21 protein-coding genes and 1 tRNA gene are annotated in these 25,309 nt (G+C 71.2%); 9 read left to right on the top strand and 13 right to left on the bottom strand.

Annotated features, from left to right (window positions below; translation table 11 throughout):
• The 4 genes from K338_RS20575 to K338_RS0104835 form a co-directional block, all read right to left on the bottom strand.
• Window positions 1-2,196, bottom strand: a complete 2,196-nt coding sequence (locus K338_RS20575) for an RNA degradosome polyphosphate kinase (RefSeq protein ID WP_040653002.1) — start codon at window positions 2,194-2,196, stop codon at window positions 1-3.
• A 101-nt stretch (window positions 2,197-2,297) separates the two neighbouring features.
• Window positions 2,298-3,341, bottom strand: coding sequence for a mycothiol synthase (mshD, locus tag K338_RS20570; RefSeq protein WP_022917051.1), 1,044 nt, complete (start codon window positions 3,339-3,341; stop codon window positions 2,298-2,300).
• Window positions 3,342-3,344: 3 nt separating this feature from the next.
• The gene (locus tag K338_RS0104840; protein ID WP_245542893.1) at window positions 3,345-3,977 is read right to left on the bottom strand and encodes a hypothetical protein; all 633 of its coding nucleotides are present in this window, start codon (window positions 3,975-3,977) and stop codon (window positions 3,345-3,347) included.
• 51 nt (window positions 3,978-4,028) lie between these two features.
• A complete protein-coding gene (locus K338_RS0104835) occupies window positions 4,029-5,234 on the bottom strand; it encodes an alanine racemase (protein WP_022917049.1) in 1,206 nt (401 codons plus the stop codon).
• A 60-nt stretch (window positions 5,235-5,294) separates the two neighbouring features.
• On the opposite strand from K338_RS0104835, the gene K338_RS0104830 reads away from it, so the two are divergent.
• The 3 genes from K338_RS0104830 to K338_RS0104820 all read left to right on the top strand — a co-directional run bounded on the left by K338_RS0104830 (window position 5,295) and on the right by K338_RS0104820 (window position 7,721).
• A complete protein-coding gene (locus tag K338_RS0104830) occupies window positions 5,295-6,632 on the top strand; it encodes a D-arabinono-1,4-lactone oxidase (RefSeq protein ID WP_027286442.1) in 1,338 nt (445 codons plus the stop codon).
• 137 nt (window positions 6,633-6,769) lie between these two features.
• Window positions 6,770-6,842: transfer RNA gene (locus tag K338_RS0104825), tRNA-Lys, on the top strand.
• Between the two features lie 69 nt (window positions 6,843-6,911).
• Window positions 6,912-7,721 (top strand): hypothetical protein, encoded by an 810-nt coding sequence (locus tag K338_RS0104820; RefSeq protein WP_022917047.1) that lies wholly within the window; start codon window positions 6,912-6,914, stop codon window positions 7,719-7,721.
• 7 nt (window positions 7,722-7,728) lie between these two features.
• Here K338_RS0104820 and K338_RS0104815 read toward each other — a convergent pair whose 3' ends face one another.
• Both K338_RS0104815 and K338_RS0104810 read right to left on the bottom strand, forming a co-directional pair.
• Window positions 7,729-8,424, bottom strand: coding sequence for a DUF1361 domain-containing protein (locus K338_RS0104815; protein ID WP_022917046.1), 696 nt, complete (start codon window positions 8,422-8,424; stop codon window positions 7,729-7,731).
• A gap of 42 nt (window positions 8,425-8,466) precedes the next feature.
• Window positions 8,467-9,162, bottom strand: coding sequence for a TetR/AcrR family transcriptional regulator (locus K338_RS0104810; protein WP_022917045.1), 696 nt, complete (start codon window positions 9,160-9,162; stop codon window positions 8,467-8,469).
• Between the two features lie 50 nt (window positions 9,163-9,212).
• Between K338_RS0104810 and K338_RS20565 the strand changes: the two genes are divergently transcribed.
• From K338_RS20565 to K338_RS0104785, 4 genes are all read left to right on the top strand, one after another.
• Window positions 9,213-10,643 (top strand): MFS transporter, encoded by a 1,431-nt coding sequence (locus K338_RS20565; RefSeq protein ID WP_051154676.1) that lies wholly within the window; start codon window positions 9,213-9,215, stop codon window positions 10,641-10,643.
• A gap of 124 nt (window positions 10,644-10,767) precedes the next feature.
• Window positions 10,768-11,226, top strand: a complete 459-nt coding sequence (locus K338_RS0104795) for a nitroreductase/quinone reductase family protein (protein WP_027286441.1) — start codon at window positions 10,768-10,770, stop codon at window positions 11,224-11,226.
• A gap of 63 nt (window positions 11,227-11,289) precedes the next feature.
• Window positions 11,290-12,921: an MFS transporter gene (locus K338_RS0104790; RefSeq protein WP_027286440.1), complete on the top strand. Its 1,632-nt coding sequence runs from the start codon at window positions 11,290-11,292 to the stop codon at window positions 12,919-12,921.
• 27 nt (window positions 12,922-12,948) lie between these two features.
• Window positions 12,949-13,554 carry a hypothetical protein gene (locus K338_RS0104785; protein ID WP_022917040.1) on the top strand — a complete coding sequence of 202 codons (606 nt, stop codon included), beginning with the start codon at window positions 12,949-12,951 and terminating at the stop codon, window positions 13,552-13,554.
• A gap of 22 nt (window positions 13,555-13,576) precedes the next feature.
• On the opposite strand, the gene K338_RS0104780 is transcribed toward K338_RS0104785, so the two are convergent.
• Window positions 13,577-15,145, bottom strand: coding sequence for an SLC13 family permease (locus tag K338_RS0104780; RefSeq protein WP_027286439.1), 1,569 nt, complete (start codon window positions 15,143-15,145; stop codon window positions 13,577-13,579).
• Between the two features lie 109 nt (window positions 15,146-15,254).
• Here K338_RS0104780 and K338_RS0104775 point away from each other — a divergent pair, with 109 nt between their 5' ends.
• A complete protein-coding gene (locus tag K338_RS0104775; protein WP_022917038.1) occupies window positions 15,255-16,574 on the top strand; it encodes a metal-dependent hydrolase family protein in 1,320 nt (439 codons plus the stop codon).
• A gap of 27 nt (window positions 16,575-16,601) precedes the next feature.
• Here K338_RS0104775 and K338_RS0104770 read toward each other — a convergent pair whose 3' ends face one another.
• Window positions 16,602-16,949, bottom strand: coding sequence for a LapA family protein (locus tag K338_RS0104770; RefSeq protein ID WP_022917037.1), 348 nt, complete (start codon window positions 16,947-16,949; stop codon window positions 16,602-16,604).
• A 109-nt stretch (window positions 16,950-17,058) separates the two neighbouring features.
• Between K338_RS0104770 and K338_RS20560 the strand changes: the two genes are divergently transcribed.
• Window positions 17,059-17,589, top strand: a complete 531-nt coding sequence (locus K338_RS20560; protein ID WP_022917036.1) for a hypothetical protein — start codon at window positions 17,059-17,061, stop codon at window positions 17,587-17,589.
• A gap of 34 nt (window positions 17,590-17,623) precedes the next feature.
• Here the strand turns inward: K338_RS20560 and K338_RS0104760 are convergent, their stop codons facing one another.
• From K338_RS0104760 to K338_RS0104740, 5 genes are all read right to left on the bottom strand, one after another.
• A complete protein-coding gene (locus K338_RS0104760) occupies window positions 17,624-19,873 on the bottom strand; it encodes an outer membrane protein assembly factor BamB family protein (protein WP_022917035.1) in 2,250 nt (749 codons plus the stop codon).
• A 121-nt stretch (window positions 19,874-19,994) separates the two neighbouring features.
• Window positions 19,995-22,217 (bottom strand): alpha-N-acetylglucosaminidase, encoded by a 2,223-nt coding sequence (locus K338_RS20555; RefSeq protein ID WP_022917034.1) that lies wholly within the window; start codon window positions 22,215-22,217, stop codon window positions 19,995-19,997.
• Window positions 22,214-23,038, bottom strand: a complete 825-nt coding sequence (locus K338_RS0104750) for a carbohydrate ABC transporter permease (RefSeq protein WP_022917033.1) — start codon at window positions 23,036-23,038, stop codon at window positions 22,214-22,216. The genes K338_RS20555 and K338_RS0104750 overlap by 4 nt, the downstream gene beginning before the upstream one ends.
• Entirely contained in the window at window positions 23,038-23,982 is a 945-nt protein-coding gene (locus K338_RS0104745; RefSeq protein ID WP_022917032.1) for a carbohydrate ABC transporter permease, read from the bottom strand. The genes K338_RS0104750 and K338_RS0104745 overlap by 1 nt, the downstream gene beginning before the upstream one ends.
• Complete coding sequence (locus tag K338_RS0104740; protein WP_022917031.1) at window positions 23,975-25,297, bottom strand: ABC transporter substrate-binding protein; 1,323 nt, start codon at window positions 25,295-25,297, stop codon at window positions 23,975-23,977. The genes K338_RS0104745 and K338_RS0104740 overlap by 8 nt, the downstream gene beginning before the upstream one ends.
• Window positions 25,298-25,309: the final 12 nt, after the last annotated feature.

Below are 25,309 nucleotides of genomic sequence, written 5' to 3'. Positions count from 1 at the left end.
TCAGCGGTCCGTGAGGCGTCGGCGGTGCGTGGACATCAGGTGCTCGTGCAGGTCCAGCAGCCTGCGGCCGTCGTCGTCGAGATGGTGGCGCTGCCACACCGGTTCACCGTCCTCGTCGGTCGCCAGGTGCCAGGAAGACGTGCTCTGCGCCATGGACAGGTCGAGCAGCCCGAGCAGGTCCTCCACCTGACCGGGGTCGGTGACCCGCACCAGCACCTCCACCCGGCGGTCCAGGTTCCGGTGCATCAGGTCTGCTGAGCCGATGAACACCTCCGGGTCGCCGTCGGCGGCGAACGCATACACCCGGGAGTGCTCCAGGAACCGGCCGAGGATGGACCGTACCCGGATGTTCTCGCTCAGCCCCGGCACGCCGGTCTTGATCGCACAGATGCCGCGGACCACCAGGTCCACCTGCACCCCGGCGCGGGAGGCACGGTAGAGCGCGTCGATGGTCTCCTCGTCCACCACCGCGTTGAGCTTCATCTTCACCCAGGCGGGCCGGCCGGCCTCAGCAGCCGCGGTCTCCCGCTCGATACGCTCGATCAGGCCCCGGCGCACCGAGCGCGGCGCCACCAGGAGCCGGTGGAACTTGCTCCGCGGGGCGTAGCCGGAGAGCTGGTTGAACAGCCGGGTGAGGTCCTGGCCGACGTCGGGGTCGCAGGTGAGCAGCCCGTGGTCCTCGTACATCCGGGCGGTCTTCGGGTTGTAGTTGCCGGTGCCGATGTGGCAGTAGCGGCGCAGACCGTCCGGTTCCTGGCGCACCACCAGGGTGAGCTTGCAGTGCGTCTTCAGCCCGACGATGCCGTAGACCACATGCACCCCGGCGCGTTCCAGCTTGCGCGCCCAGGAGATGTTCGCCTCCTCGTCGAAACGGGCCTTGATCTCCACGATCGCCAGCACCTGCTTGCCGGCCTCAGCAGCGTCGATCAGCGAGTCCACGATCGGGGAGTCACCGGAGGTGCGGTACAGGGTGACCTTGATCGCCAGCACCTGCGGGTCGGTGGCCGCTTGGGCGAGGAACTGCTGCACGCTGGTGGAGAAGGAGTCGTACGGGTGGTGCAGCAGGATGTCCCGGGCCCGGATGGCGCCGAACATGTCCACCGGTTTGGCGCTCTCCACCTCGGCCAGCCCACGGGCGGTGGAGGCCAGGTGCTGCGGATAGTGCAGCTCCGGGCGCTCCAGGTCGGCCACCAGGTTCAGCCCGGTCAGGTCCAGCGGAGAGGGGAGCTCGTAGACATCGGTCTCAGCGATGCCGAGCTCACCGATGAGCAGGTCCCGTAGCCGCGGGGTGAACCCCTGTGCCAGCTCCAGGCGCACCGCGGGCCCGAACCTGCGCCGCAGCAGCTCCTTCTCCAGCGCCTTGAGGATGTTCTCGGCGTCGTCCTCCTCCACCTCCAGGTCTTCGTTCCGGGTCACCCGGAACACGTGGTGCTCCACCACCTCCATCCCGGGGAACAGGTAGTAGAGGAAGGAGGAGATGACATCCTCCAGCGGCACGAAGGAACGGAACCCGTCGTCGTCGGGCGCGTCCTCGGGCCGGTGCGGTCGCCCGCGGGCGTCCACAGCGATGAACCGCGGTAGCAGCGGCGGCACCTTCACCCGGGCGAAGTGCTCCTTGCCGGTGTTCGGGTTGCGCACCATCACCGCGAGGTTCAGCGACAGCCCGGAGATGTAGGGGAACGGGTGCGCGGGGTCCACGGCCAGCGGGGTGAGCACCGGGAAGATCATCTTCCGGAAGTACTTGTGCAGCCGCTCCTTCTCGCTGTCGTGCAGCGCCTCGAAGTGCACCAGGGTGATCCCCTCGGCGGCGAGCGCCGGCTGCACCTGTTCGGCGAACACGGCGGCGTGGCGCGCGGCGAGCTCGTGCGCCTTGACCGAGATCATCTCCAGCACCTGCCGGGGCAGCAACCCAGAGGCGGCGGTGACGGCCATCCCGGTGGCGATGCGCCGCTTCAGCCCGGCCACCCGGACCATGAAGAACTCGTCCAGGTTGGAGGCGAAGATCGCCAGGAACCGCACCCGCTCCAGCAGCGGCAGACCGTCGTCCTCGGCGAGCTCGAGCACTCGCTCGTTGAACTGCAACCAGCTCAGCTCCCGGTCGGCGAACCGGCCCTCGGGCAGCTCCTGGTCCGCCGCCTGCTCCAGCTCGGCGGTCAGGGTGCCTGGAGTCGACTCGTCCCCGGTCTGCGTGCTCATGAGGCCCATGTTGGCACCTTCGCACCGGCTGCTGCCACCGCTTCGCAGCCGGCCCGCCCGCTGTGCACCGTCAGCGAAGGATGCCGGCCAACCGGGTGCCGTCAGCGCCGGGCATACTGCACGTCGGCGCGCTCCTTGGCGAACCCCACCCGCGTGTAGGTGCGGATCGCCGCGGTGTTCTCGCCCTCCACGTACAGCTCGAGCCGGTCCAGGCCGGCACCGGCCAACGCGGCCATCGCATGGGCGGTGAGCAGCCCGCCCACACCGCGGCCCTGCGCATCCGGGTGCACGCCGAGGGCGTAGATCTCCCCGACTGTTCCCTCGATCTTCACCCACAGGCTGCCCAGCAGCCGCCTGCTGGACACCTCCTCGGCGAGGAAGAACATCGACGGGTCGAACCAGGGCTGGGCCATCCGGGCGTCCAGGTCCGCGCGGGTGAGGCGGCCCTGCTCAGGGTGGTCGGCGAACGCGCGGGCGTTCACCGCCAGCCAGGCGTCCTCGTCCTGCCCGGTGGTGAAGGTGCGCACGTGGATGTCGGTGCGGGTGGGCACCTGCGGCGGCTCGGCCGGCGGTGGGGCGCTCATCAGCCACAGGTCGCGCACCCGCACCAGGTCGAGCTGTTCGGCGAGCGCTGCGGCAGCCGGCAGCTCACCGTGCGCCCAGAGGCGCACCTGCGGTTCGGTCAGCACTGCGGTGACCAGCCGCCGGCCCAGTCCGCGGCGGCGGTGGTCGGGATGGATGGCCAGCTCGGCGGCACCGCCGTCGATCTGGGCGTAGCCGAGCAGGTCGACGGCGGAGCTCGCCTCTCCCTGTGCGTCACCCTGGTCCGGGGTCGTTCCGGGCAGGGTGGGTGCCACTGTTCCCGCGGTCCCCGAGCCTGCGGGCGCGGTGAGCAGCAGGTGGGTGACCTCGCGGTGGTCGTCGGTGAGGTTGAGCAGCATCTGCTCGGAGAATGCCTCGTAGCCGTCGGCGGCGGTGACGGCCTGCGCCAGGTGGGTGACCGCCTCGGCCTGGCCGGGAGCCAACCGGCTGAGGCGGGTGAGGACCGGCTCGCCCGGGTGCGCTGCGCCGTCCCCGGGTGTGGGACCTGACCGACCCACCCCGGTCAGCGCGGGCTCGCCCGGGTGCGCTGCGCCGTCGTGCACTCTTCAGTCCAGCTTCCCGGCCCGCCACAGCGCGGCGGCCTGCTGCAGGTCCTCGGCGGTGGACTGCAGTGCACCAGCGCGCCGGGTGAGCCGGTCGGCTCCGCCGGCGTCGGCGTCCTCCACCCAGTCGGCATCCAGTGCCGTCCCGGCCACGAGCACGTGCAGGAACGCCGCAGCCCGGTCCAGCGCCACGTCCAGGTCGCCGCCGAACACCCCGTGCAGCACCGCGTCGGTGAGGTCGCGTACCTCCTGTGGTCCCGGGGGGCTGACTACTCCGGCGACCACCTCGGAGACCTCGGCGCGGCTGCACCCCAACCGGTATCGTTCGGCGATGGTGTGCGGATCCCGGCGGGTCCACTCGCGCAGCAGGTAGAGCCGCCACAGCGCCCCGGGCAGGGTCTCCGCCGGGCTGGCCGACCACAGCTGGGCGAGCAGGTCCAGGCCCTCCACGTCCACCAGGTGCACCAGGCGGCGCTGCAGGTCGGCGTCGTCGGCGCCGGCGCGGCCGCCGGAGACCAGTGCGGTGGCCGTGGTGTGCGCCAGGTCGTTGCGCTCGGCCGGGTCCGGTTCACCGGGGAGCAGCGCGGCGCGTTCGTCACTGAGCATCGCTGGGCGGCGGAACGGGGATGCGGGCACGGGTCTCCTCTCCGGGCGGACGCGGCAACTGGTGAGGCCAACGGCTACGGGTCAGCCGAAATTCCTGCCCTCCCCACGATAGGTGCGGACGGTCTCGACCATGCGGGTGCCGCGCACCAGGTGCACCGCATCGAAGCGTTCCATCATCTCCCCGGCCTTCGCATGCCGCAGCCAGACGCGGGAGCCGATCGCGCCGCCGTCCCGCCCGCGGGGGTAGCGCAGCGGTGTCTGCACCTCCCCGGCGCCCTCGGAGCCGACCAGGCGGGCACCGTCGATCGCGCTCGGCAGCCGGGAGCGGTGCGCCGGACCGGAGGCGACGTACCCGCCGCCGAACGCGGTGACGATACCGCGGGTCGGGCGGCGTACCACGTCCAGCCCGAAGAACGCGGCCGGCCGGGGGGTGAACGTGGAGTAGGAGTCGAACAGCGTGGGGCAGTACAGCCCGGACCCGGCGGTGATCTCCGTGATCGTGGGGTCGGTGGCCGTCTGCTGCACCGAACCGCTGCCGCCGCCGTTGACCAGCAGCTGCCGGCCGAGGCGCTCCTCCAGTGCCGTCACCACTGCGGGCCGGCGGCCGGCCAGCTCCTGCAGCGACAGGGCCTTGACCAGCCGGACCACCGGGCCCTTGATCCCGGCCTCGGGCATCCCGGCCACCTGCGCCTCGTAGAACATCACCCCGCGCACTTGCAGGCGGCCGGTGCGTTCCACGCTGCGGGCCAGCGTCACCGCCTCGGCGGGGGTGCGCACCGGGGAGCGGCGCACACCCAGGTGCACGTGCGCGGCGCCGAGGCCCAGGCGCAGGGAGGCGTCCACGTCCAGGCACACCTGCACCGGCGGACCCTCCGGCCAGTCGGCACGGATGAAGGCTCGCTCGATCAGCGCCACCTGGGAGACGTCGTCGACCATGAGCGTGACCTGCTCCCGGGCGAGGGGGCTACGGGCCAGGCGCACCAGGGCAGCGGTGTCCACGCTCGGGTAGGCGACCAGCACGTCCTCGACACCGTCCTCGGCGAGCCAGATCGCCTCGGCCAGGGAGTAGGCCATCACCCCGGTGAACCCGAGGTCCAGGGCACGGTGGACCAGGTGGCGCACCCGCACCGACTTGCTGGCCAGGCGCAGCGGCAGCCCGCCGGCGCGAGCGAGCAGGTCGCGGGCGTTGGCATCGAAACGGTCCAGGTCCACCACGGCCAGCGGTGCGGAGAGGGTGCGGGTGGCCTCCCGCCACGGCGCCGACCGCCACGACTGGATACGACTCATGCCCCTCATTCTCGCCTATCCGTCGCCCACCTCGCCTCCGCCGCAGGCATGATGGACCTCATGCGCACGCAGACCCAGCCCGCACCACTGTGGCAGAACTGGGCGCGGACCGCTCGGGCCACCCCACGCCGGTTCGCCTCCCCGAGCACCGAGGCGGAGGTGGCGGCCCTGGTGGCGACCGAGGCCGCAGAGGGCGGTCAGGTGCGGGTGGTCGGCGCTGGGCACTCCTTCACCCCGGCAGCGGTCAGCGACGGTCTGCTGCTGCAGCTGGACGCGTTGGACGACCTGGAGTGGGTGGGACCGCCGGCTGCGGATGGTTCCCGCCTGGTGCGGGTGGGCGCGGGTATCCGGCTGCGCGCGCTGTGCCGGTTGCTCGCGGAGCACGGGCTGGCGCTGGAGAACCTGGGCGACATCGACGCCCAGTCGGTCGCCGGGGCGATCTCCACCGGCACACATGGCACCGGTGCCACGCTGCGGGGGCTGGCCGACCAGGTGCGCGGGGTGCGGTTGGTGGGTGCCACCGGTGAGGTGGTCGAGGCGGACCAGGACCAGCATCGCGAGCTGTTCGAGGTGGCCCGTCTCGGGCTGGGCAGCGTGGGGGTGCTCACTGCGGTGACGCTGCGCTGCGTGCCCGCGTTCACCCTGACCGCCGACGAGCGGCCCCGGCCGCTGGGCGCGGTGCTGGAGGCGCTCGATGACGAGGCCGGACCGGTGCACGCCAACGACCACTTCGAGTTCTACTGGTTCCCGTACACCGATGTGGTGCTGACCAAGGCGAACAACCGTGGTGGTGATGCTGGCCCGCTCAGCCCGGTGCTGCGGATGGTGGACGACGAGATCCTCTCCAACGGGGTGTTCGAGGTGACGAACCGGCTGTGCACCGTGGTGAAGAGCCTGACGCCGAAAGTGAACTGGGTCGCGGCCAGGGCGTTGTCCGCCCGCCGGTACACCGCCCCCTCCTACGAGGTGTTCGCCACCCCGCGGCGGGTGCGGTTCCGGGAGATGGAGTATGCGCTGCCGGCCCATGCGGTGGTGCCGGCGCTGCGGGCGATGAACACCTGGCTGCGGCACACCGGCGAGACGGTGCCGTTCCCGGTGGAGGTGCGGTTCGCCGCCGCCGACGACGTGTGGTTGTCCACCGCCTACGGCCGGGACACCGCCTATGTGGCGGTGCACCAGTACCATCGGCTGCCGTTCGCCCGGTACTTCCGGGCGGTGGAGGACATCATGCGTAGTCACGACGGTCGCCCGCACTGGGGGAAGTTGCACCGCCGCCGGGCCGAGGACCTGGCGCCGGCCTATCCCCGGTTCGACGATGCGGCCCGGGTGCGGCGGGCTGCCGACCCGGAGGGGCTGTTCGCGAACGAGTACACCGACCGGGTGCTCGGCGGTCGCTGAACGCCTCCCACCCTCCCGCGAACGCTCGCCTCCGCGGCGTTTGAAGCGATTCAAGCCGCGGAGGCGAGCGTTCGCGACTGTCTCGGGTGCCCGGTGGCTGCGGTAGGCTCACCGCGCAGTCTCCACCGGAGGCATGCGGGCCTCTAGCTCAATGGGTAGAGCAACGGACTTTTAATCCGTGGGTTGTGGGTTCGAGCCCCACGGGGCCCACGGCGCCGACTATGCGCGCGATGATCAGCTGGGGCAGCAGCGGTCCTGGCTCGGAGAAGAGTGTGCCAGATGAGCGAGCGAGGTCTGGGACGGCGGTCCTGGCTCTGGGCCAGCGGTGTGCCGCTGCTCAGTGGCGGGCTCACACTGGCCGGGCTGGCGGTGGCCACCGCGCACACCGCCGACCAGCCGCGAACGGTCAGCAGGCCCATCCTGCTCGGTGTGCTGGTCCTGGGCGCCTGCCTGTATCTGGCCGCGCGGGCGTTGGCGGGACGCGCTGTGGTGCTACGCCGGGTCGGCGCTGCCCGGCAGCAGTGGGCGCTCGCCCACGGCTGGTCCTATCGCAACGACGGCGGCACGGCGCCACCGAGCACCACCGCACTGGCGTTGCCCCGCAGCTGGCAGACCCCGCGTGTACGGGCGGCGCTGCGCGGGCGGGCCGCAGGACGGGAGGCCAACGTGCAGACCTGGATGCTGCAGCTGCGGCCAGGTGCCGGGCGGCGGCGGACCTCGTGCCGTGAGGTGGTGGCGGTCAACGCTGCCACCGGTGCCCACCGGTGCGCCGTGCTCAGCGGCGGCCAGCTGGATCCACTGCTCATCACGCCCGCCTGGGCGACCCCTGGCAGGAACGACCTGGATGCTGCCACCGGCACGCTCGGCGTCGGCGATGCGACCGTCATGACATCCTGGGTCCCGGCCATCCGGGCAGCTGTGGCCGCACGCGACGACCTCCCGCTGACCGTGACCGTGGGGCAGGGCCAGGTAGTGGTCTTCGCGATAGATGATCCGCGCACCAGCACGATGCAGGAACGCCTGGACCTGGCGGTACGGGTGGCGAACATCGTGGATCCTCAGGGCGCGCCGGCGCCAGACGTGCAGTAGCCCGTCCTCAGAGCAGGTCCACTGCCGGGGCGACGACCACCACGTACATCACTGCGAGCAGCACTGTGTGCACCACGCAGAACCCGAGCGCCTCGCGACGCTTGCCGGGGGTGCGGAAGTGCTCGGTGAGCTTGCGCAGGAACGATCCCGGATGGGTGATGTCCCAGCTGTTGAACCGCAGGTAGCGGCCCAGGTACATGCCGAACGTGACCAGTGCGAGCACCACGATCACCATCAGCCAGGAGTCCACCCGCTGCAGGGGTCGCGCCTCGTTGGGGTAGCGCAGCGCCACGTACAACGTCTGCACCAGGAGCACGTTCAGCAGCGTGTTCATCACCCCGGACAGCGCCAGGGTGAGCACCAGCACGATGTCGTACCACAGCGGCACGCCCTCCTCCTGCTTGCGGTGGGAGAAGTTCAGCTCGGTGATCAGGTAGGCGGAGTTCGGCAGGAACAGCACCCAGGCGATCCCGAACACGACGAACACGCTCCACAGCATCAGTGTGCTCTGGGCCGCGATCGCGAGCAGCAGCCCGAGGCCGGCGAGCAGGAGCACCACTGCGGGCGCAACAGACAGCGCGATGTTCAGCACCATCGGTGTGTACAGGCGCGTTCGGTACACCGGCGCGCGCAACAGCACCAGCAGGAGGGCGTAGACGTTCAACAGCGCCACACCTGCAGCGACCAGCAGGACCGAGCTCACGGGCTCATGATGCCGCAGCCCGGGCGGGTGGGGACGGCACTCTCACCCGCTGTGCTCGCGGCGCTGCGGTCCGAGCAGACCTCTCACGAAGGTCCGCAGCCCCTCGGCATAGGTGTCCCGCGCAGTGATCTGCGGCCAACGGTCACCGATCGCGGCCAGTGTGGGCACCGTGCTCGCCTCCCGGGCGCCGAACAGGGTCTGCCCCTCGGGCAGCAACCGGTCCCGGTCCAGGGGCCCGACGGCGGATCGTGCGCGCACCAGGATCTCTCCCGCGGTGTAGTACCACAGGTGGCGGAACACCTCGACGGCCCGTTCTGGGCTGCTGCCGGCCTGGACCGCTGCGGCGAGGACCTCTTCCACGATCCACACCGACGTGTCGCCGAGCCGGCCCATGAAGCCATCGACGGTGAGCACCTCGGCGGCCCAGGGGATCGCGGCGAGGGTGTCGTGCACCGTCGTCATGGCGACCACGATCCGTTCCTGAGGGTCGGCGGGCAGCTCTGGGCGGTCCATCTGCGCGACCACCTCGCCGATCAGCTGGACGAGCAGGTCCTCCCGGTCCCGCACGTGGTGGTACAGCGTGGTGGTGCCGATCCCGAGCTCGGCAGCCAGCGCGCGGATGGTCAGCCGCTGCCAGCCACGCCTCTCGATCAGCTGCAGTGCGGCAGCGAGGATCTGTTCCCGGGACGTGACCGGAGGGCGCCCGGTGCGCCCGCGCGCCGTGGATGAGGAGGCCATCTGCCCATTCTGCCTGGTCCGGTCCACCCACCGTGTGCTAATTTCGGAACGTGTTCGCTAAGTCTTCCGGCAGTGTGCTGCTCACCGTGGCGCTCGCCCAGTTCCTCGTCTCCCTCGACCTGTCGGTGATGAACGTGGGCCTGCCGAGCATCCAGGCGGCCCTCGGCTTCGGGGCCGGGACGCTGTCCTGGGTGATCCACGCCTATGCACTGACGTTCGGCGGCCTGCTGCTGCTCGGCGGTCGGCTGGCCGACCGCTACGGCCGGCGCCGGATGCTGCTGGTCGGGCTCGCCCTGTTCGCAGCAGCGTCCCTGGCCGGCGGGTTCACGGTGAGCCCGGGCCAGCTGGTGGCCGCCCGTGCCGTGCAGGGCGTCGGTGCCGCAGCGCTCGCCCCGGCCGCGCTGGCCCTGCTCACCGCCACCTTTCCCTCGGGTCGAGCCCGGGTGCGGGCGTTCGGGGTGTGGAGCGCGATGAACGCGACCGGCGGCGCCGTGGGCGTGCTCGCCGGCGGGCTGCTCACCCAGTACGCCGGCTGGCAGTGGGTGATGTGGGTGAGCGTGCCGATCGCCGCGGCGCCCCTCGTTCTCGCCTGGCGCACCGTCCCCGCTGACAGTGCTGGCACCGGCGGCCGCGCCGATGTTCTGGGCGCGGTGCTGGTCACCACCGGGATGGGGGTGGGGGTGTACGCAGTGGTCCGCACCGAGGAACATTCCTGGACCTCCCCGATCACCGTGGCCTGCCTGGGTACCGCCGTGCTGCTGCTGGCCGTGTTCCTGCGGGTGGAGCAGACCACCAACCGCGAGCCGATCATCCGACCCGGGCTGCTGGCGCACCGGTCGGTGGCCGGGGCGAACCTGGCGAACCTGGCCATCGGCGGCGCGATGGCCTCGGCGTTCTACTTCATGTCCCTGTACCTGCAGCACGTGCTCGGGCACAGCCCGGCCCGGGCCGGGGTGGAGTTCGTGCCGTTCGCGCTCGGGGTGGTGGCCGGCGCCGCGGTAGCCACCCGGCTCGGCTACCACCTGCCCGCCCGCACCTTGCTGATCGCCGGCACCCTGCTCACCGCCGCCGGCTTCGGCTGGTTCGCGCTGATCAGCCCGGACGGCTCGTTCGCGGCAGACGTGCTCGGTCCCTCGCTGGTGGCGAGCGTGGGCTTCGGCCTGTGCCTGGGTCCCGTGGTCTCCACCGCCACCGCCGGGGCCGGCCCCGAGGAGAGCGGCGCCGCCTCTGCGCTGCTGAACGCTTCTCGGCAGATCGGTGCATCGGTGGGCCTGGCGGCGCTGGGCACTGCGGCACTGGCCCGCACCGGCGGAGGGCTCTCACCGGAGGCGCTGACCCGCGGCTACTCCTTCGGTCTGGCGCTCGCCGCCGCGTTGCTGCTCATCGCCGCGGCCCTGGCCGCCACTGTCGTCCCAGGCACGCCGTCCCGGGCCGGACCTCGGTCCAGCAGCACCGCCCCGGAGAGGAGCTCGCTTCGATGACTACCGCTGTTCTGCGCCTCGCCCGGCTGCTGGCGGTCACTGTCGCCACCTGGCAGCACCACACCGCCGCCCGTGCAGGCCTGCCCTGACGATGCCCGCGCACGTACCGTCCCTGCTGGCTCGCGTGAAGCGGCGCCTGTATCCGGACGGCCGCCCCTCGGCTCTGGCTCGCGCGCTGAACGCGGTGATCGCCCGCCAGCACGCACTGGGCATCCTGACCACCAGCGGCAGCGCGACGCTGGTGGTCCGCGGCCGCCGCTCCGGACGGCCGGTGGCTCTGCCGCTGGTGATAGCGAGCGTCGGCGGAGCGCAGTTCGTCGTCTCGATGCTCGGTGAGCAGGCCGGCTGGGTGCGCAACGTCCGGGCGGCCGGGGGTCGGGCCGTGCTGCTGCAGGACCGGCGCCGGGTGCCGGTGCACCTGGTGGAGGTGCCGGTCGAGGAGCGGGCGCCGGTGCTGCGCGAGTACCTGGCCGTGGCACCGGGGGCTCGTCCGCACATCGCTGTGGACCGGCACGCTCCCCTGGCCGAGCTCGCCCACGTGGCCGCCGACCACCCGGTGTTCCAGGTCCGCCGAGCGGACTGACCGAGCGGATCCACCGTTCGATGGATTCGCACGACGCCAGGATGGTGACAGACTGTCAGCATGATGGCGAGCGTGACCGAGTCTGCCGCTCCTAGCCGGCGGGACTGGCTCGGGCTGGCCACCCTGGCGGCCGGGCTGGGCATGATCGTGCTGGACGGCACGATCGTGGCGGTGGCGCTGCCGGCGATCATCGCCGACCTGGACCTGAACCTGACGGACGCACAGTGGGTGAACAGCAGCTACGCCGTCGTGCTCGCCGGATCGCTGCTGGCCACGGGAAAGCTGGCAGACCGGTGGGGCCGGCGGGCGATGTTCCTGGCCGGTCTGGTGGTGTTCATCGCCGGCAGCCTGCTCGCGGCGACCGCCGGCAGCGCCGGCGCCCTGATCGGTGCCCGTGTGGTGCAGGCCCTGGGTGCGGCGGGGATCATGCCCTCGACGCTGTCCACGGTGAACGCCACGTTCCGCGGTCGTTACCGGGCGGCAGCGTTCGGGGTGTGGGGTGCGGTGATCTCCGGGGCGGCTGCCGTGGGGCCGTTGGCCGGCGGTGCACTGACCAGCTACGCCTCGTGGCGATGGATCTTCCTGGTGAACGTGCCGGTGTGCGCAGTGGTGCTGCTCGCGGCGCTGGTGACCGTGCGACCCACACGTGGTGGGATCACCGGCCGGGGCGCGGACATCGACGGCACCCTGCTGTCCGGGGTCGGGCTGGGTGCCCTGGTGTTCGCGGTGATCGAAGGCCCGCGCCTGGGGTGGTGGACCCCGCAGGCTGGGCTCACCCTGCTCGGCCGGACCTGGGGCGTGGACGCACCGGTGTCCGTGGTCCCGGTCCTGCTGCTGGTGGCGGCTGTGCTGCTCACGCTGTTCGTGCTCCGCGAACGGCACCGGCGGCAGGCGGGCCGGTCGGCGTTGCTGGACCTGACCCTGTTCCGCCTGCCCACCTTCACCTGGGGGAACCTCACCGCCGCGGCCGTGGCCGTCGGGGAGTTCGCGATCGTCTTCACCCTTCCGCTGCACCTGGTCAATGCCCGCGCGCTGAGCGAGATGGCCGCGGGGTGGGTGCTGGCGGCCATGGCGCTCGGTGCGTTCGCCGCTGGTGCCGCCGCCCGACTGCTGGCCGACCGGATCGGTGCACCGGCAGTGGTGCTGGTGGGGCTGTCCGTGGAGCTGGTCGGTGTGCTGCTCGTGGTGCTCACCGCCGGGCCGGGGACGCCCGCCGGACTGGTCGCGGCGCCACTGGCGCTCTATGGCCTCGGCCTGGGGCTGGCCTCGGCGCAGCTGACCGGCACCGTGCTGCGGGACGTGCCCACGGAGGTGTCCGGGCAGGGGTCGGCCACACAGAGCACGGTGCGGCAGGTCGGCTCGGCGTTGGGCACCGCACTGGCGGGCAGCGCACTGTCCGTGGCGCTCGCCCTGACCCTGCCGGCCGCCCTGTCCGGCGCCGGGCTCGGCGGACCGCAGGTGGACCAGGTGGCCGGCGCCACCCGGACCAGCGCCGGCTCGATGATCGCCCAGCTGCGCACCGCCGGGAGCCAGAGCCCGTTCGGGCCGGACACCGGCCAGGTCGTGGCGGCCCTGACCCAGGGGTTCGCGGAGGCGACCCGGATCACTCTGGCGACCGCCGCTGTCTTCCTGCTGCTCGGGCTGGTCGGTGCGGTCCGGGTGTGGCTGGTGGCCCGGCGGCCGCGCACCGGGTAGGTCGGTGGTCGGGGTTACCGTGGGCGCATGCGGATGCGGGTCAAGCTGCTCGTCTGGGGTGGGCTGGTGCTGGTGTGGGCCGGGGCGCTGGTCCTGGGCTGGGGGAACGTGGAGTCCGGCACTGCCGACCCGCTGCTCACCCTGGGCTCGGCGCGGGACCTGGTCCCGCAGGCGCACCCGGACATCCCGGACTCCACCTACTACGTGACCTCCGGGCACCTGCTGGTGCTGGTGGCGGTGACCGCAGCCGCGGTGCTGCTGCCGCTGGCCGGCGGCCGGCTGCGGATCGTGGCTGGTCTGGTCACCCTGGCAGCGGCGGGCTGGCTCGCGTACACCACCTACACCGGCGAGGCCGTCGACGGCGGTTGGTCACCGCTGGCGGTGTACGTCGCCGCCGGGGTGCTCGCCCTGGTGGGGGTGCTGTCCCTGGTCGGCCGGCCCGGGCCGGTGGGGGTGGGCGCGGGGCTGCTCGCGCTGGCCGGTGCGGCGTGGAACACGAACGCGGCGGTGGAGCTGCTGCTGCCGCACGGTCGCCCCGGGCTGGGGTCGATCGCCCTGACCCTCGGGTTCCTGCTGGTGGCCGCCGGGGCGTTCACGACGCTCGGGGAGCGGCCGCGCCGGCGGCGCAGCTGATGCCCGGTCGCTGACATGAGGACTATGCGGGCGCGAACGGCCAGATCAGCGGCACCAGGAACGTGGCCACCAGCACGAACAGTGTCAGCAACGGCAGGCCGAGCTTCCAGTAGTCGCCGAACCGGTAGGCGCCGGGTTCGGCGACCATCAGGTTCGCGGCGGTGGCCACCGGGGTGATGAATGCCGCCGCCCCGGCCACGGTGATCCCCATCAGCAGCGGCAGCGGGGAGATCTCGGCGGTGGCGGCCACGGTGAGCGCGATCGGGAACACGATCAGCACCGTGGCCAGGTTGGAGATGAACTGTCCGAGGATCACCACCACGAGCACGATGCTCAGCTGCAGCAGCAGTGGTGAGGCGGACCCGAGGTGCACGGTGAGCCAGTCCGCGAGCACGTCGGCCAGCCCGCTGGTGCGGATCGCCGTGGACAGCGGCACCATCCCCGCCACGATCAGCAGCGTGGGCAGGTGGATGGCGCGCTGCGCCTGCGGCACGGACAGCACCCGCAGCAGTACCAGCAGACCCGCTGCCGCCAGGGAGACGATCGCCGCCGGGGCCAGGTCGAGCGCCAGGCATACGCACATGGCGAGCATCACGCCGATCGCCAGGTAGGACCGGGGGCCCAGCTCCACCACGAACCGGCGCAGCCGGGAGGGCTCGTCCACCGCGACGATCCCGGGATGGGCCACCCGGGCCTCGAGCGCCTCCCAGGTACCCCGCAGCACCAGCACGTCGCCGGCCTGCAGGTCGGCGCTGGTCATGCTGCGGCCCGATCGCTGCACCGCTTTGACCACCAGGTCGCCGGAGTCGGTCATCATCCCGGGGAACACGTGGTCCCCGACGAACGGCGAGCGAGGTGGGATGACGATCTCGGTGACCCCGTCGTTGCGGGTGATCGAGGTGTCCCGGTCGGCCAGGCCGTGGTGCTCGGCCAGGGTGAGCGCATGCCTGCTCAGGTCCGGCGGGGCGTCCTCGGGCGCCCTCGTGGGCAGCAGCCGCGGCCCCCAGAGCAGCACGATCGCGATGGTGCCCGCCAGCAGCGGCAGCCCGACCAGCGCGAACTCGAAGAAGCCGATCGGGCGGGCGCCGGCCTCCTCTGCCAGCTCGGAGACCATCAGGTTGATCGGGGTGCCGAGCAGGGTGAGCATCGAGCCGGCATGGGCGGCGAACGCCAGCGGCATGAGGATCTGCGCCGGGGGTTGGCCGATCCGGGAGGCGAGCATCACCGCGACCGGGATGAGCGCTGCCACGGCTCCGTTCACGCTGATCAGTGCGGTCAGTGCCGCACAGAGCAGCATCATCGCGGCCACCACGGCGATGCGCTTCTCGCCCACCCGGCGGGTGAGCTGCTGCCCGGCCCAGGCGGTCACGCCGGAGACGTCCAGCGCCTCGCTGACCACGAACAACGCTGCCAGGTAGACGACCACCGGGTCGCCGAAACCGGCGATCGCCTGCTCGAAGGAGACCACGTTGGTCAGGAACAGCGCGAGCGCCACGCCCAGGGCGACCAGTGCCGGCGGCACCTTGTTGCTGACGAAGACCACGATCGAGGTGAGCAGCACCACGAGGGTGGCGATCATCGCAGGCGTCACGGGTACTCCCTCGAATCGGCGCCTGCCGCCACACAGGCAGCGGCCGTCCTCCGGTTCTCCAGGTGTAGCGTGAGGCTACACCGGACGCACCCACCTTAGGGGAGAGTGCATGAGCACACCGTTGGCCCTGACCGATGTCACCGTGATCACCGCAGACCGCGACGGCACCGTCCTACCCGGCACCACTGTGCTGGTCGACTCCACCGGCACGATCGAGCACGTGGGTCCTGCCGAGCAGGTCCAGGTCCCCACCGGCTACCGGCGGATCGACTCAGCGGGCCGGTTCCTCCTGCCCGGTCTGATCAACGCGCACGCGCACCTGTTCTCCGACGGCAAACCGTTGCCGCCGGTGCTGCTCAGCGAGCGCGCGGAGAAGGCGGTCACGGTCTTCTTCCGCAGCCCACCAGGCAAGCGCTACCTGAAGGCCCGCACCAAGAAGGCGGTCCTGACCCAGCTGAAGACCGGGGTCACCACCATCCGCAGCCTGGGCGATGCGGGCTACGAGGGCGTCGCCGTCGCCGGGGAGATCGACGCCGGCGACTACCTGGGGCCACGGCTGCTGGTCTCCGGGCCGCTGCTGGCGGTCAGCGGAGGGCACGGTGTGCCGCAGATCGCGCTGGTCAGTGACAACCCGTGGGACGCCCGGCGCAACGTACGGATCAACCTGCGCCACGGCGTGAGCGCGATCAAGATCTCCGCCACCGGAGGTGTCACCGACGCCAGGACGGTCGGTGAGGCCGGCCGCCCGCAGATGACCGAGGAGGAGATGCGCGCGATCTGCGCCGAGGCGCACAACGCCGGGGTGCTGGTCGCAGCGCACGCGCAGTCCAAGGAGGGCATCCTGGCCGCGCTGCGCGCCGGGGTGGACACCATCGAGCACGGCGCCACGCTCACCGGTGAGATCATCGACCTGTTCCACACCAACCCGCTGGCCCTGCACGGGCGCTCCGCCCTCGTCCCGACCCTGCAGGCATGCCTGCCCCTGGTGCACCTCGACCCGGAGGTGACCGGCATCAACGCGGTGAACCGGGCCAACGCCGAGATCGTCCTGGAGGAGATGCTCGCCGGGCTGCGCACCGCCGTCGAGAACGACGTGACGATCGGCATGGGCACGGACTCGGCCCTGACCTTCGTGACCCACTACAACACCTGGCGCGAGCTGGACCACCTGGTCCGGCACGGCGGTCTGTCCCCCGCCCACGCCGTGCACCTGGCCACCCAGGCGAACGCCGAGCTGCTCGGGCTGCGCCAGGTGACCGGCGCCGTCGAGGAGGGACTGAGCGCGGACCTGCTGCTCACCGACTCCAACCCGCTCGAGGACCTGCGCACGCTCTCCTCGCCGCGGGCAGTGGTCGCCCGGGGACAGCTCGTCGATGACCTGGTGGTGGAGACCTTCGACGAGATCGACGCTGCGCTCGAGCAGATCTGACCGCCAAGGCACGCTCGACGGCGTCGCTCACCGGTTCGGGTCGCGGAACCTGGCCATCGGGTCCTTCTGGCCGAGGCCGTCCAGTCCCGGGGGCACCGTGCCTGGCGAGTCCGAGTCACCCTCTGGCGTCTGGTGCACGCCGCCGGGGCGCTGCTGGCCGGTGTTGCGCCGCAGGCTCATGATGCGCCACACCATCACCAGACCGCCGATCACCGCCACGGCGATGATCAACGGGATCATCTGCTCGATGGTGATCACGTCGAAGACCATCGCCAGGACGATCGCGGCCAGCACCAGGCCCTGGATGATGGCGTATCCGCGCAGGAACCGGGTGAACTGCTGGCCGGTGGCCGACCCGGGGCTGAACTGACTCATGTGTCCATCATGCCGGGTACCGGCTCTCGGCACCATCGGCACCTCTCCCCGGTTGCGCAGGCAGGCCAGCGGGCCGGAATGCCGGGCGGCAGACCGGCGTTCCGCCGACATGGACAACGCAGGGGGCGCCCCGAGGCCACCAGCGCGAACGGCAGCCCGCCGCGGCCTGCTGCTCGCTGCACTGCGGCACTGGCTGAACTGGTGCAACGGCGCGACTGCCACCGGGCTGCTGCTGGCCTCGGCTGGTGGTGCCCGCACCCGCCCCGGGCCAGAGTTGCTGGTGCTCGCCGAGGGCTACCGGTGGCCGTTCCCCACCGGTGGGGCGTCCACCCTGGGGGACGTGGTGATCAGCACGCACGACCTGGACCGGCTGCGCGAGCACCATCCCCGGCTGCTGGTGCACGAGGAACGGCACAGCCGGCAGTGGATGCTCCTCGGGCCAGCGTTCCTACCGCTGTACCTGCTGACGATGGGCTGGTCCTGGCTGCGCACCGGCGACCGGGCCGCCCGGTGCTGGTTCGAACGCTCTGCCGGGCTGGCCGACGGCGGCTACCGGGACGTGCCCACCCGAAGGTTCGCGGTCGCGGGACGGGAGCTCGCCGGCCGGCTGGCTGCCCTGCCGCCGCGGCGCCGCCGGTGAGCCCACCGGCGGCGCCGCCACATCGGCCCTGCGCTCAGACCTGGTCCAGGCCGACCACACCGTAGAGCTGGCCGTCCTGCCCACCGACCAGCAGCACCCGGTCGGCACCGGAGCCGACGATCACCGCGGTGGACTGGGTGTAGCAGGTGAGTACCTGCAGCACCTGCTCCACTGACTCCTGCTCCAGGTCGATGCGGGCGAGCACACCGCTCTGCCCGACCAGCCAGTACACGTCGTCCTCGTCCGGGTCCGGCACCGGCTGGGCGGCGAAGTTGCGTGGGACTGCCTCCGCCTGCCAGCTCTCCCGACCGGTGTCGGGGTCGAACAGGTGCACTGAACCGGCGAACCCGTCCACGAGCAGGATCCCGTGGTCGGTGAGCGTCGGCGGGGTGTAGACCACCTGCTGCAGGTCCAGGTCGTCGCCCTCACCGAGCCAGACCTGCTCGCCGGTGGCACCGTCGAGGGCGACGGCGTTGGAGAACCTGGTGAACAGCACTGCGCCGTCGTCCAGCAGCCGCACGTAGCAGGCCCACGGGCCGTACAGCACCGTGTCGTAGCGCGTCTCCTTGTCGGTGAGCTGAGTGCGCCACAGCCGTTCGCCGGTGCGGGCGTCGAAGGCGTAGGCGTTCCCGTCGCCGCTGCCGGCGTACACCCGGTCACCGTCGCACTCCGGCCGGCCGCCGCAGATCCCGTTCAGGTCCGCCGACCACTGCTCTCTTCCGCTCAGGTCCAGGCTGCGCACCGTGGAGCCGACGGCGAGGAACAGCCGGGGCTCGTCGTCCACCTCAGCGAACGCAAGGTCTCCGGCCAGTGGGGCGCCCAGGTCGGTGGTCCACTGGGTGGCGCCCGTCTCGGGGTCGAGGGCATAGAGGTGGTGGTCGGTGGAGGGCACCAGCAACGTGCCACCGTCCGGGGTGAACACCGGCGCCCGGTAGACCGGCCCCAGGCGGGTGCGCCAGCGGGGGCGCTCCGACCGGCCGGTGGGCTCGAAGGCCCGCACCTCACCCTTGGTGGTCGCGGCGACCACCAGGCCGTCCCGTTCGGCGAGACCACCCTGGATCCGCCCGTCGAGGCGGGTGCGCCAGCCGATCTGCGCAGTGGTGCTGGGCAGCTCCAGCTCAGCGACGTCGTCGTAGAGGTCACCGTTCTCCCCTACCGCACGCACCTCGAGCTTGTGCCGGCCCGGCGGCAGGTCGGACACGTCCACCTGCCCGGACCACCGATGACTGCCCTGGCCGGACTGCTGCAACGGCGACCAGCCGCCGTCGATCTTCCCGTAGGCCTGCGGGTAGGGCCGGGCCTTGACCTCGGCGACCGCGGCGCGCGGCGGGGTGTGCACCTGCAGGTCGAGAGCCGAGTGGTCCACCCGGACGATGCTGCGCAACGGCCCGAGGGCCTCCCGGCCCTGCCCGGTGAGCGGGATGGTGGTCAGCTTCTCCTCGGTGACCTCCCCCTCGAGCGGCACGCTCACCTCGGTGACCTCCAGCACCGGACCGTCCTCGCCGTCCGTCTGCTCGGCCCAGTAGTAGTACGGGCCGTTCTTCAGCGAGTTGCCCATCACCTGGGTGAGCCCGTTGAAGGTGGAGACGTTGGTGACGTGCCGGTGGCCGGCGAAGACGGCGCGGACCGGGTAGGGGTCGATCAGGGTGAGCAGCTCGTGGTCGTTCTGCACGTAGTTCCAGTCTGCGCTCATCGGGAAGTGCACGAACAGGATCACCGGTGTCTCGCGGGACAGCTGGCGCAGCTCGCCCTCCAGCCAGTCGAGCAGGTCCCGGTCGTAGAACCAGCCCCACTCCATCATCACCACCGGGTCCAGGCCGATCACGTGCAGGCCGCCGGAGGTGAAGCTGTACCGGCGGGCGTCGATGTGCGCGTCGAAGGCCTCCAGAGCATCCACCAGGTACTGGTTCTCGTGGTTTCCCGGGACCGACCGGACCTTGCCTCGCAGCGCCGGTGGGATGGTGGCGTTGTACAGCTCGAACTCGTCGGCGGTACCGAGGTCGGTGATGTCCCCGCAGTTCAGCACGAACTGCGCATCACGCTCCTCGATGTGGGCGAAGATGCGCTCCAGCGCGGCGGTCCGGTCGGGCTCCTGCAGGTTGGCGTGGGTGTCGGTGACCATGGCGAAGGCGCCGGGCCTGGCGGCATCACCGCCGAGGGCGTGCACGCGGGTGCCGGTCGCGGCGACGCCGAGTGCGCCGGCACCGGCCCCGACGAGCACGGAGCGCCGGGTGATCGCAGCCTGCTGCGTGCCGGGGTGGGTGTCGATGGTTCGTTCTGTCATGGGAGTGCTTCTCCTTCTCAGCCGGAGCTCGCCAGGGCGTGCGACACCCAGGCGGTGTCGCCACCGCCCGTCAGCAGCCGCGGCCCCAGCGGCTCGTTCTCTCGGACAGTCAGGTCTGTGGCTATCCCACCTCTCCTGGTCCCCTGCTTGCCGTCCGCACCGCCCCCTGTGGTACGGCGCGCGGTCCTGACGTCCGGGTGCGCAGCTCCCGCACGGCTCGTGGGAAGAAGTCGCGGTAGCGCTCCAGCAGGCGGCGGGAGACGGTGAGGGTGGCACCTGGGCGGTCTGCGGTGCTGGCTGGTGCGGGCGGGCCGTGGGTGAGGAAGTCCTCTTCGACGGCCTGCAGGCGTTCCTCCAGCAGCGGTTCGTCCGCCGGAGCGACCGGGTGCAGGGCGGCCCAGCAGGACCACCGGTGGCGGTAGTAGCCGACCAGGCCGCTCCACAGCCGGGCGGAGTAGTCATCCAGGTAACCGTCACCGACCTGGCCCCAGACGGTGACCAGCCGGCGGGCGTTGTCGGCGAGCAGCTGGTGCCCGCGCTGGTCCTGGGCCCAGGTAAGTGCGGCCTGCTCCCAGGTGTCGTACCGGTACTCCGGGCGGGTGGCGAGCAGCTCGTCCAGGTCCTCCAGGAGGGTGAAGAACTGGGCGGCGGCGTCCGGATCGGCCACCCCGCCGGGGTGGTAACCGGCGAGGAACGCCAGCTCAGCACAGCGGGGCAGGACGGCCAGGGCTACCTCGACCAGGTCGTGCCCGAGCGGGCCGGGCACCTGCTCCGGGCGGGTTTCGGCGACCTCGACCAGGCGCCGCCAGGCCCGTATGAGCACGTCCGGGTCGTACCAGAGCAGGTCCGCCACATCCTGGGTGAGCCGGCCGTCCGCGAACGGATCGCGGCTCGGGCGCTGGGTGACCAGTCCAGTAAAGGCTTCCGGGAAGATGAGGTAGTCGCCGCTGCCGAGCACGGTGTCGGCCAGGTCGTGCCAAGCGCCGGCAGCTGCGTGCTGCTCCTTGGTGCCGGTCAGCTGGTATCTGTTGCCGGCGCGGGTGGTGAGCCAGTCCGCCAGTGACGGCGCATCGTGCCAGGCGAGGTCGAGCACCCGTTCGTAGTAGGCACCGGTCACCCGAGTGGCCTCCATCGCCAGGCCGAGACCGGTGGGTGGGTCCGGGCTGGTCAGGGCGGTCTCGATCGCGCCGTCCAGGCCGGGCAGGTCGGCGATCGGGTCGGTGCGGCCGCCGAAGTTCAGCAGCGCGCACCACAGCCAGTCGCCTCCGGGGAAGCCGTCGAAGCGGGGCCACTGCGGCTGGGTCTCGGCCCACAGGTCAAGCAGGGTGACGCGGCCGGGGATGTCGGCGAGGAAGGTGCGTACCCGCTCCTGGGTCCAGAACGTGTGGTCGTAGGAGAACGGCCAGGTTTGCAGGAACCACTCGGCCTGCGGGTCGGCAGCGGTCAGCCCGGCGTGCAGTGCCGCGGCAACCCTGCCGGGATGACCCGGGTCGTCCTCGGTCGGGGGCATCTCGATGAACGGGTCGGCGGCGTACCGGTGGTCGGTGCCCCAGAGCTCCTGCTGGGCGCGCACCACTGCAGCGGTCAGGTGGGCGAACCTCGGGTCCTGCGGATCGAGCACCCGGGTGTGGTGCCCCTGCCAGGTCCGTGGCTGGGCGTCCGGGGCGAGCTGGTGGGGCACGTGCCCGGTGAACGCCGGCAGCACCGGTCGCATACCCAGCTCGCGCTGCCGGGCCAGCACCCGTCCGGCGAGGTCGCGGTGGGTCTCGATCCAGCCCGACGGCGGAGGGCCGGCGTGCCCGTCCAGGTTCCCCATGGCCAGCCACGGGAAGTAGGCGGGGCCGGAGAGGAACTCACCCACCTCCTGCTCGCTCAGTCCCTCGTGAGTGAGCACCCGGTGCAGGACGGCCTCGTGCCCGAGGAGCATCAGCGGGGTGGTGATCCCGCGCAGCGCCATCCAGTCGATCTCCTTCTCCCACCGGCTCCAGTCCCACCAGGGCGTGGTGTAGCCGAAGGTGCAGAAGTTCAGATAGTAGGTCTCGGCTACCCGGGACCTGCCGTGCACCGGGGCCGCGTCCGGCAGGTGCGGCGGGGCCGGTGGGCGTGGTTCTTCCCAGCTGACCTCCAGGCCGCAGTGCCGGCGCAGGTAGGTGTGCAGGCCCACGGCGGCGCTGCCTGCGTCGGTGGCACGCACGGTCAGGCCACCTGCGCTGGCCTCGGCCACGTACTGGCGCCCCGGGCCGTCCAGCCCGGCAAAGGTCACGCGGTGGCCGAGGTCGCCCAGCACCCGCACGGCCAGCGCCCGGGCGGCCGCAGCCCAGGCCGGCGACTGGTCGGTGCTCATTCCTTGATCGCGCCCTGGCTGATCCCGGAGATGAAGTTGCGCTGGAAGATCAGGTACATGATCACGATCGGCGCCACAGTGATGATCGTGGCGGCCGCCAGCAACGGGATGTTGGTGGTGTACTGCCCCACGAACAGGCCCAGCCCGGCCGGTGCGGTGCGCATCGCTGGGTCCTGCATCAGCACGATCACCAGCAGGAATTGGTTCCAGGTCCACATGAACACCAGCACGGCCAGGGTGGTCAGGGCCGGTCCGGACAGCGGCAGCAGCACCCGGCGCAGCAGGGTGAGGTCGCCTGCGCCGTCGATCCGGCCGGCCTCCACCAGGGAGGGCGGCATCGAGGCGAAGTGCGACTGCATCCAGTACACCCCGAACGGCAGCAGCAGTGCCACGACACCACCGATCACGCCCAGGTAGTTGTTCGTCAGCCCGACGTTGCGCAGGTTGAAGTACAGCGCGATCACGATCAGCTCCACCGGGAGGGTCAGGCCCAGGACGAAGAACACCGACAGGTGCTTACCGGCCCAGGGGTGCAGGACCGCGAGGGAGAAGCCGGCCAAGATCGCACAGACAGCGTTGATCGGCACTGCGCTCAACGCGACGATGAAGCTCGAGCGCATCAGGTTGTTGTAGCCGCCCTGCTGCCAGGCCAGGGCAAAGTTCTCCCAGTGCAGCCGCTCCGGCAGGGCCAGACCGGCCACTGTTGCCCCGGACTCGTGCAACGCGGCCAGCACCAGGGACACGAACGGCAGCAGGATGAGCAGCGCGAGCAGGGTCAGCAGCCCGTACCGCAGCACGAGCCCGGTCGGTGCGGTTCTCATCAGCTCGCCTCCCGGGTGATGCGACGGATCAGCGTGACGAAGACGACCACCAGCACGGTCAGGGCGATCGCCAGCGCGCTGGCAGTACCGACCTCGCCGCGGGTGAAGGCCAACCGGTAGACCAGCAGGGCGGGCACGTTGGTCTGGTTGGCCGGTCCTCCGTCGGTGGTGACGAACACCAGGTCGAAGCTGGCCAGGGCGGCGATCGTGGTGATGACGCTGGCGATCGTGATCTCCGGACGCACCCCTGGCAACGTGACGCTCAGGTGCTGCCGCAGCGGGCCGGCACCGTCGAGCTTGGCCGCCTCGTACAGTGCAGGGTCGATCTTCTGCGCACCGGCCAGGAACAGCATCATGCACAGCCCGCTCATCACCCAGGTGCCGATGAACCCCAGCGCATACAGTGCCAGGTCGTAGTCGCCGAGCCAGGCGCGGGTGATCGAGCCCAGGCCGATGGCGGACAGGAACTGGTTCAGGATGCCGGTCTCGGCGTACAGCCACCGCCAGGTGATACCGACCGCCACCAGCGGCAGCACCTGCGGCAGGAAGAAGACTGTGCGGAAGAACGTCATTCCCCGGCGTACCTTGCCCATCAGCAGCGCGGTCATCACCAGCCCCACCGCCACCGGGATCACGGTGAAGAACACGATCAGCACCAGAGCGTTCAGCACCGACCGGTACAGCTCAGGGTTCTGGAAGATCTGCGCGTAGTTGTCCAGCCCGACCACAGTGGGCGCCTGGACCCCGTCCCAGTCCAGGAAGGAGAGCTGGATGGTGTTCAGCGCCGGGTAGATGACGAACCCGGTGTAGATCAGCAGCGCCGGGGCCAGGTAGACCAGCGCCTTGGTCCGCCGTCGCCTGGTCGCACTGCTCGAGCGCCGCGAGGTGGTGCGGACCCGGGGACTCCCGGGGCGCACCACCTCGGTCGTAGCCGGGTTAGCCATGGTAGGAGGTCCAGGTCTCCTGCATTGAGGCGAGGAACTGGTCCGGTTCCATCTGGTCGGAGATGATGCCTTGGATCCCGGCCTTGAGCTGGTCGATCATCCCCGGGGCGGCGAAGTCCGGGAAGGGCACGATGTTGTCGTTCTCGGCCACGGGGGCGAACGCCTCGGCGACCTCACCCAGGGTGCCCTCGGCGGCGGCCCCGGCATCGGTGTCCACCGGCATGAACCCGGTATCGATCGCGATCTGGCCGGCTTCGGCGCTGCTCATGTAGTTCAGGAACGCCGCGGCCACGTCCGGGTGCTCGGTGCGGGAGGAGATCGAGTAGGCCACCGACGACCCGGAGGCCACCGGCGGCTCGTCAGCGTCGTCCCGAGGGAGGATGAAGAAGCCTCCGGCATCGCCCAGCTCGTCGTCGATGGCGGCAGCGCTCCAGTTGCCGGTGACGAGGAACGCAGCCTCACCGGCGGTGAACTCGGCCAGGGCGTCGGAGTCGGCCGTGGCGTTGGCGCTGGGGGAGATGTATCCCTCGTCCACCCAGTCCGAGATGGTCTGCGCGGCCTGCTGGGCGGCGTCGGTCTCGATCGTGGAGTCCGGTGCCCCGTACACCCAGTCCAGGTACTCCTGGGGGTCACCGGTGCTGTTCAGCAGGAGGTTCCAGAGCTGGAAACCGCCCACCTCGAGTCCACCGACGCTCATCGGCTGGTCCCCGTTGTCCTGCACCGCCGCCAGCGCCTCTTCGAACTCGGCCAGGCTCTGCGGCGGAGCATCGATGCCGGCATCAGCGAGGATGTCCTTGTTGTAGAACACCCCCAGCACAGACAGGGCGCCCGGTGCGGCGTACAGCGAGCCGGTGGCGAACTGCATCGCCTCGTCATCGGACATCAGCTGGTCCAGGCTGGCCTGCGGGAATGCTTCGTCCCAGCCGTAGCCGTCGTAGTAGGCGCTCAGGTCGAGCACCTCACCGGCTGGGATCAGGGAGCGCATCGCCCCGGGGTTGTACTGGGCCAGGTCCGGGGCGTCGTCGGAGGACATCGACCGGGTGATCGAGGTGATGTAGTTGCCGAAGTCCGTCTGCTGCGCGTCGATGGTGACGTTCGGATACTCCTCCTCGAAGCCCTCCACCAACGCAGGGGTAGGCGGGTCGTCGACATAGGCGAGCACGAGGTTCACGTCCTCGTCGGTGATCTCGGTGGAGACCTCCTGAGGTTCGGGCTCACTGTCGTTCTCTCCGCTGCCGGAGGTCGCGCAGCCGGCCAGCAGCAGTGCAGTGGCGGCTACCGGCGCGAGGGCAGCGATCCGGTTCCGTGGATTCATGTGGGTGATCTC

This window comes from Ruania albidiflava DSM 18029 (assembly GCF_000421225.1).
GTDB classification, from domain to species: Bacteria; Actinomycetota; Actinomycetes; order Actinomycetales; family Beutenbergiaceae; genus Ruania; species Ruania albidiflava.
The sequence above is the reverse complement of the archived record's forward strand: the minus strand, read 5'-3'. Positions and strand labels throughout refer to the sequence as shown.

What these genes read in the sequence shown, in the direction of transcription:
- K338_RS0104740 (WP_022917031.1), bottom strand. Translation starts at nt 25,297, where the DNA reads ATGAATCCACGGAACCGGATCGCTGCCCTCGCGCCGGTAGCCGCCACT.
- K338_RS0104810 (WP_022917045.1), bottom strand. Translation starts at nt 9,162, where the DNA reads ATGGCCTCCTCATCCACGGCGCGCGGGCGCACCGGGCGCCCTCCGGTC.
- K338_RS0104775 (WP_022917038.1), top strand. Translation starts at nt 15,255, where the DNA reads ATGAGCACACCGTTGGCCCTGACCGATGTCACCGTGATCACCGCAGAC.
- K338_RS0104790 (WP_027286440.1), top strand. Translation starts at nt 11,290, where the DNA reads ATGGCGAGCGTGACCGAGTCTGCCGCTCCTAGCCGGCGGGACTGGCTC.
- K338_RS0104760 (WP_022917035.1), bottom strand. Translation starts at nt 19,873, where the DNA reads ATGACAGAACGAACCATCGACACCCACCCCGGCACGCAGCAGGCTGCG.
- K338_RS20555 (WP_022917034.1), bottom strand. Translation starts at nt 22,217, where the DNA reads ATGAGCACCGACCAGTCGCCGGCCTGGGCTGCGGCCGCCCGGGCGCTG.
- K338_RS20560 (WP_022917036.1), top strand. Translation starts at nt 17,059, where the DNA reads ATGGACAACGCAGGGGGCGCCCCGAGGCCACCAGCGCGAACGGCAGCC.
- K338_RS0104830 (WP_027286442.1), top strand. Translation starts at nt 5,295, where the DNA reads ATGCGCACGCAGACCCAGCCCGCACCACTGTGGCAGAACTGGGCGCGG.
- K338_RS0104785 (WP_022917040.1), top strand. Translation starts at nt 12,949, where the DNA reads ATGCGGATGCGGGTCAAGCTGCTCGTCTGGGGTGGGCTGGTGCTGGTG.
- K338_RS0104770 (WP_022917037.1), bottom strand. Translation starts at nt 16,949, where the DNA reads ATGAGTCAGTTCAGCCCCGGGTCGGCCACCGGCCAGCAGTTCACCCGG.
- K338_RS0104820 (WP_022917047.1), top strand. Translation starts at nt 6,912, where the DNA reads ATGAGCGAGCGAGGTCTGGGACGGCGGTCCTGGCTCTGGGCCAGCGGT.
- K338_RS0104750 (WP_022917033.1), bottom strand. Translation starts at nt 23,038, where the DNA reads ATGAGAACCGCACCGACCGGGCTCGTGCTGCGGTACGGGCTGCTGACC.
- K338_RS0104745 (WP_022917032.1), bottom strand. Translation starts at nt 23,982, where the DNA reads ATGGCTAACCCGGCTACGACCGAGGTGGTGCGCCCCGGGAGTCCCCGG.
- K338_RS0104835 (WP_022917049.1), bottom strand. Translation starts at nt 5,234, where the DNA reads ATGAGTCGTATCCAGTCGTGGCGGTCGGCGCCGTGGCGGGAGGCCACC.
- K338_RS20575 (WP_040653002.1), bottom strand. Translation starts at nt 2,196, where the DNA reads ATGAGCACGCAGACCGGGGACGAGTCGACTCCAGGCACCCTGACCGCC.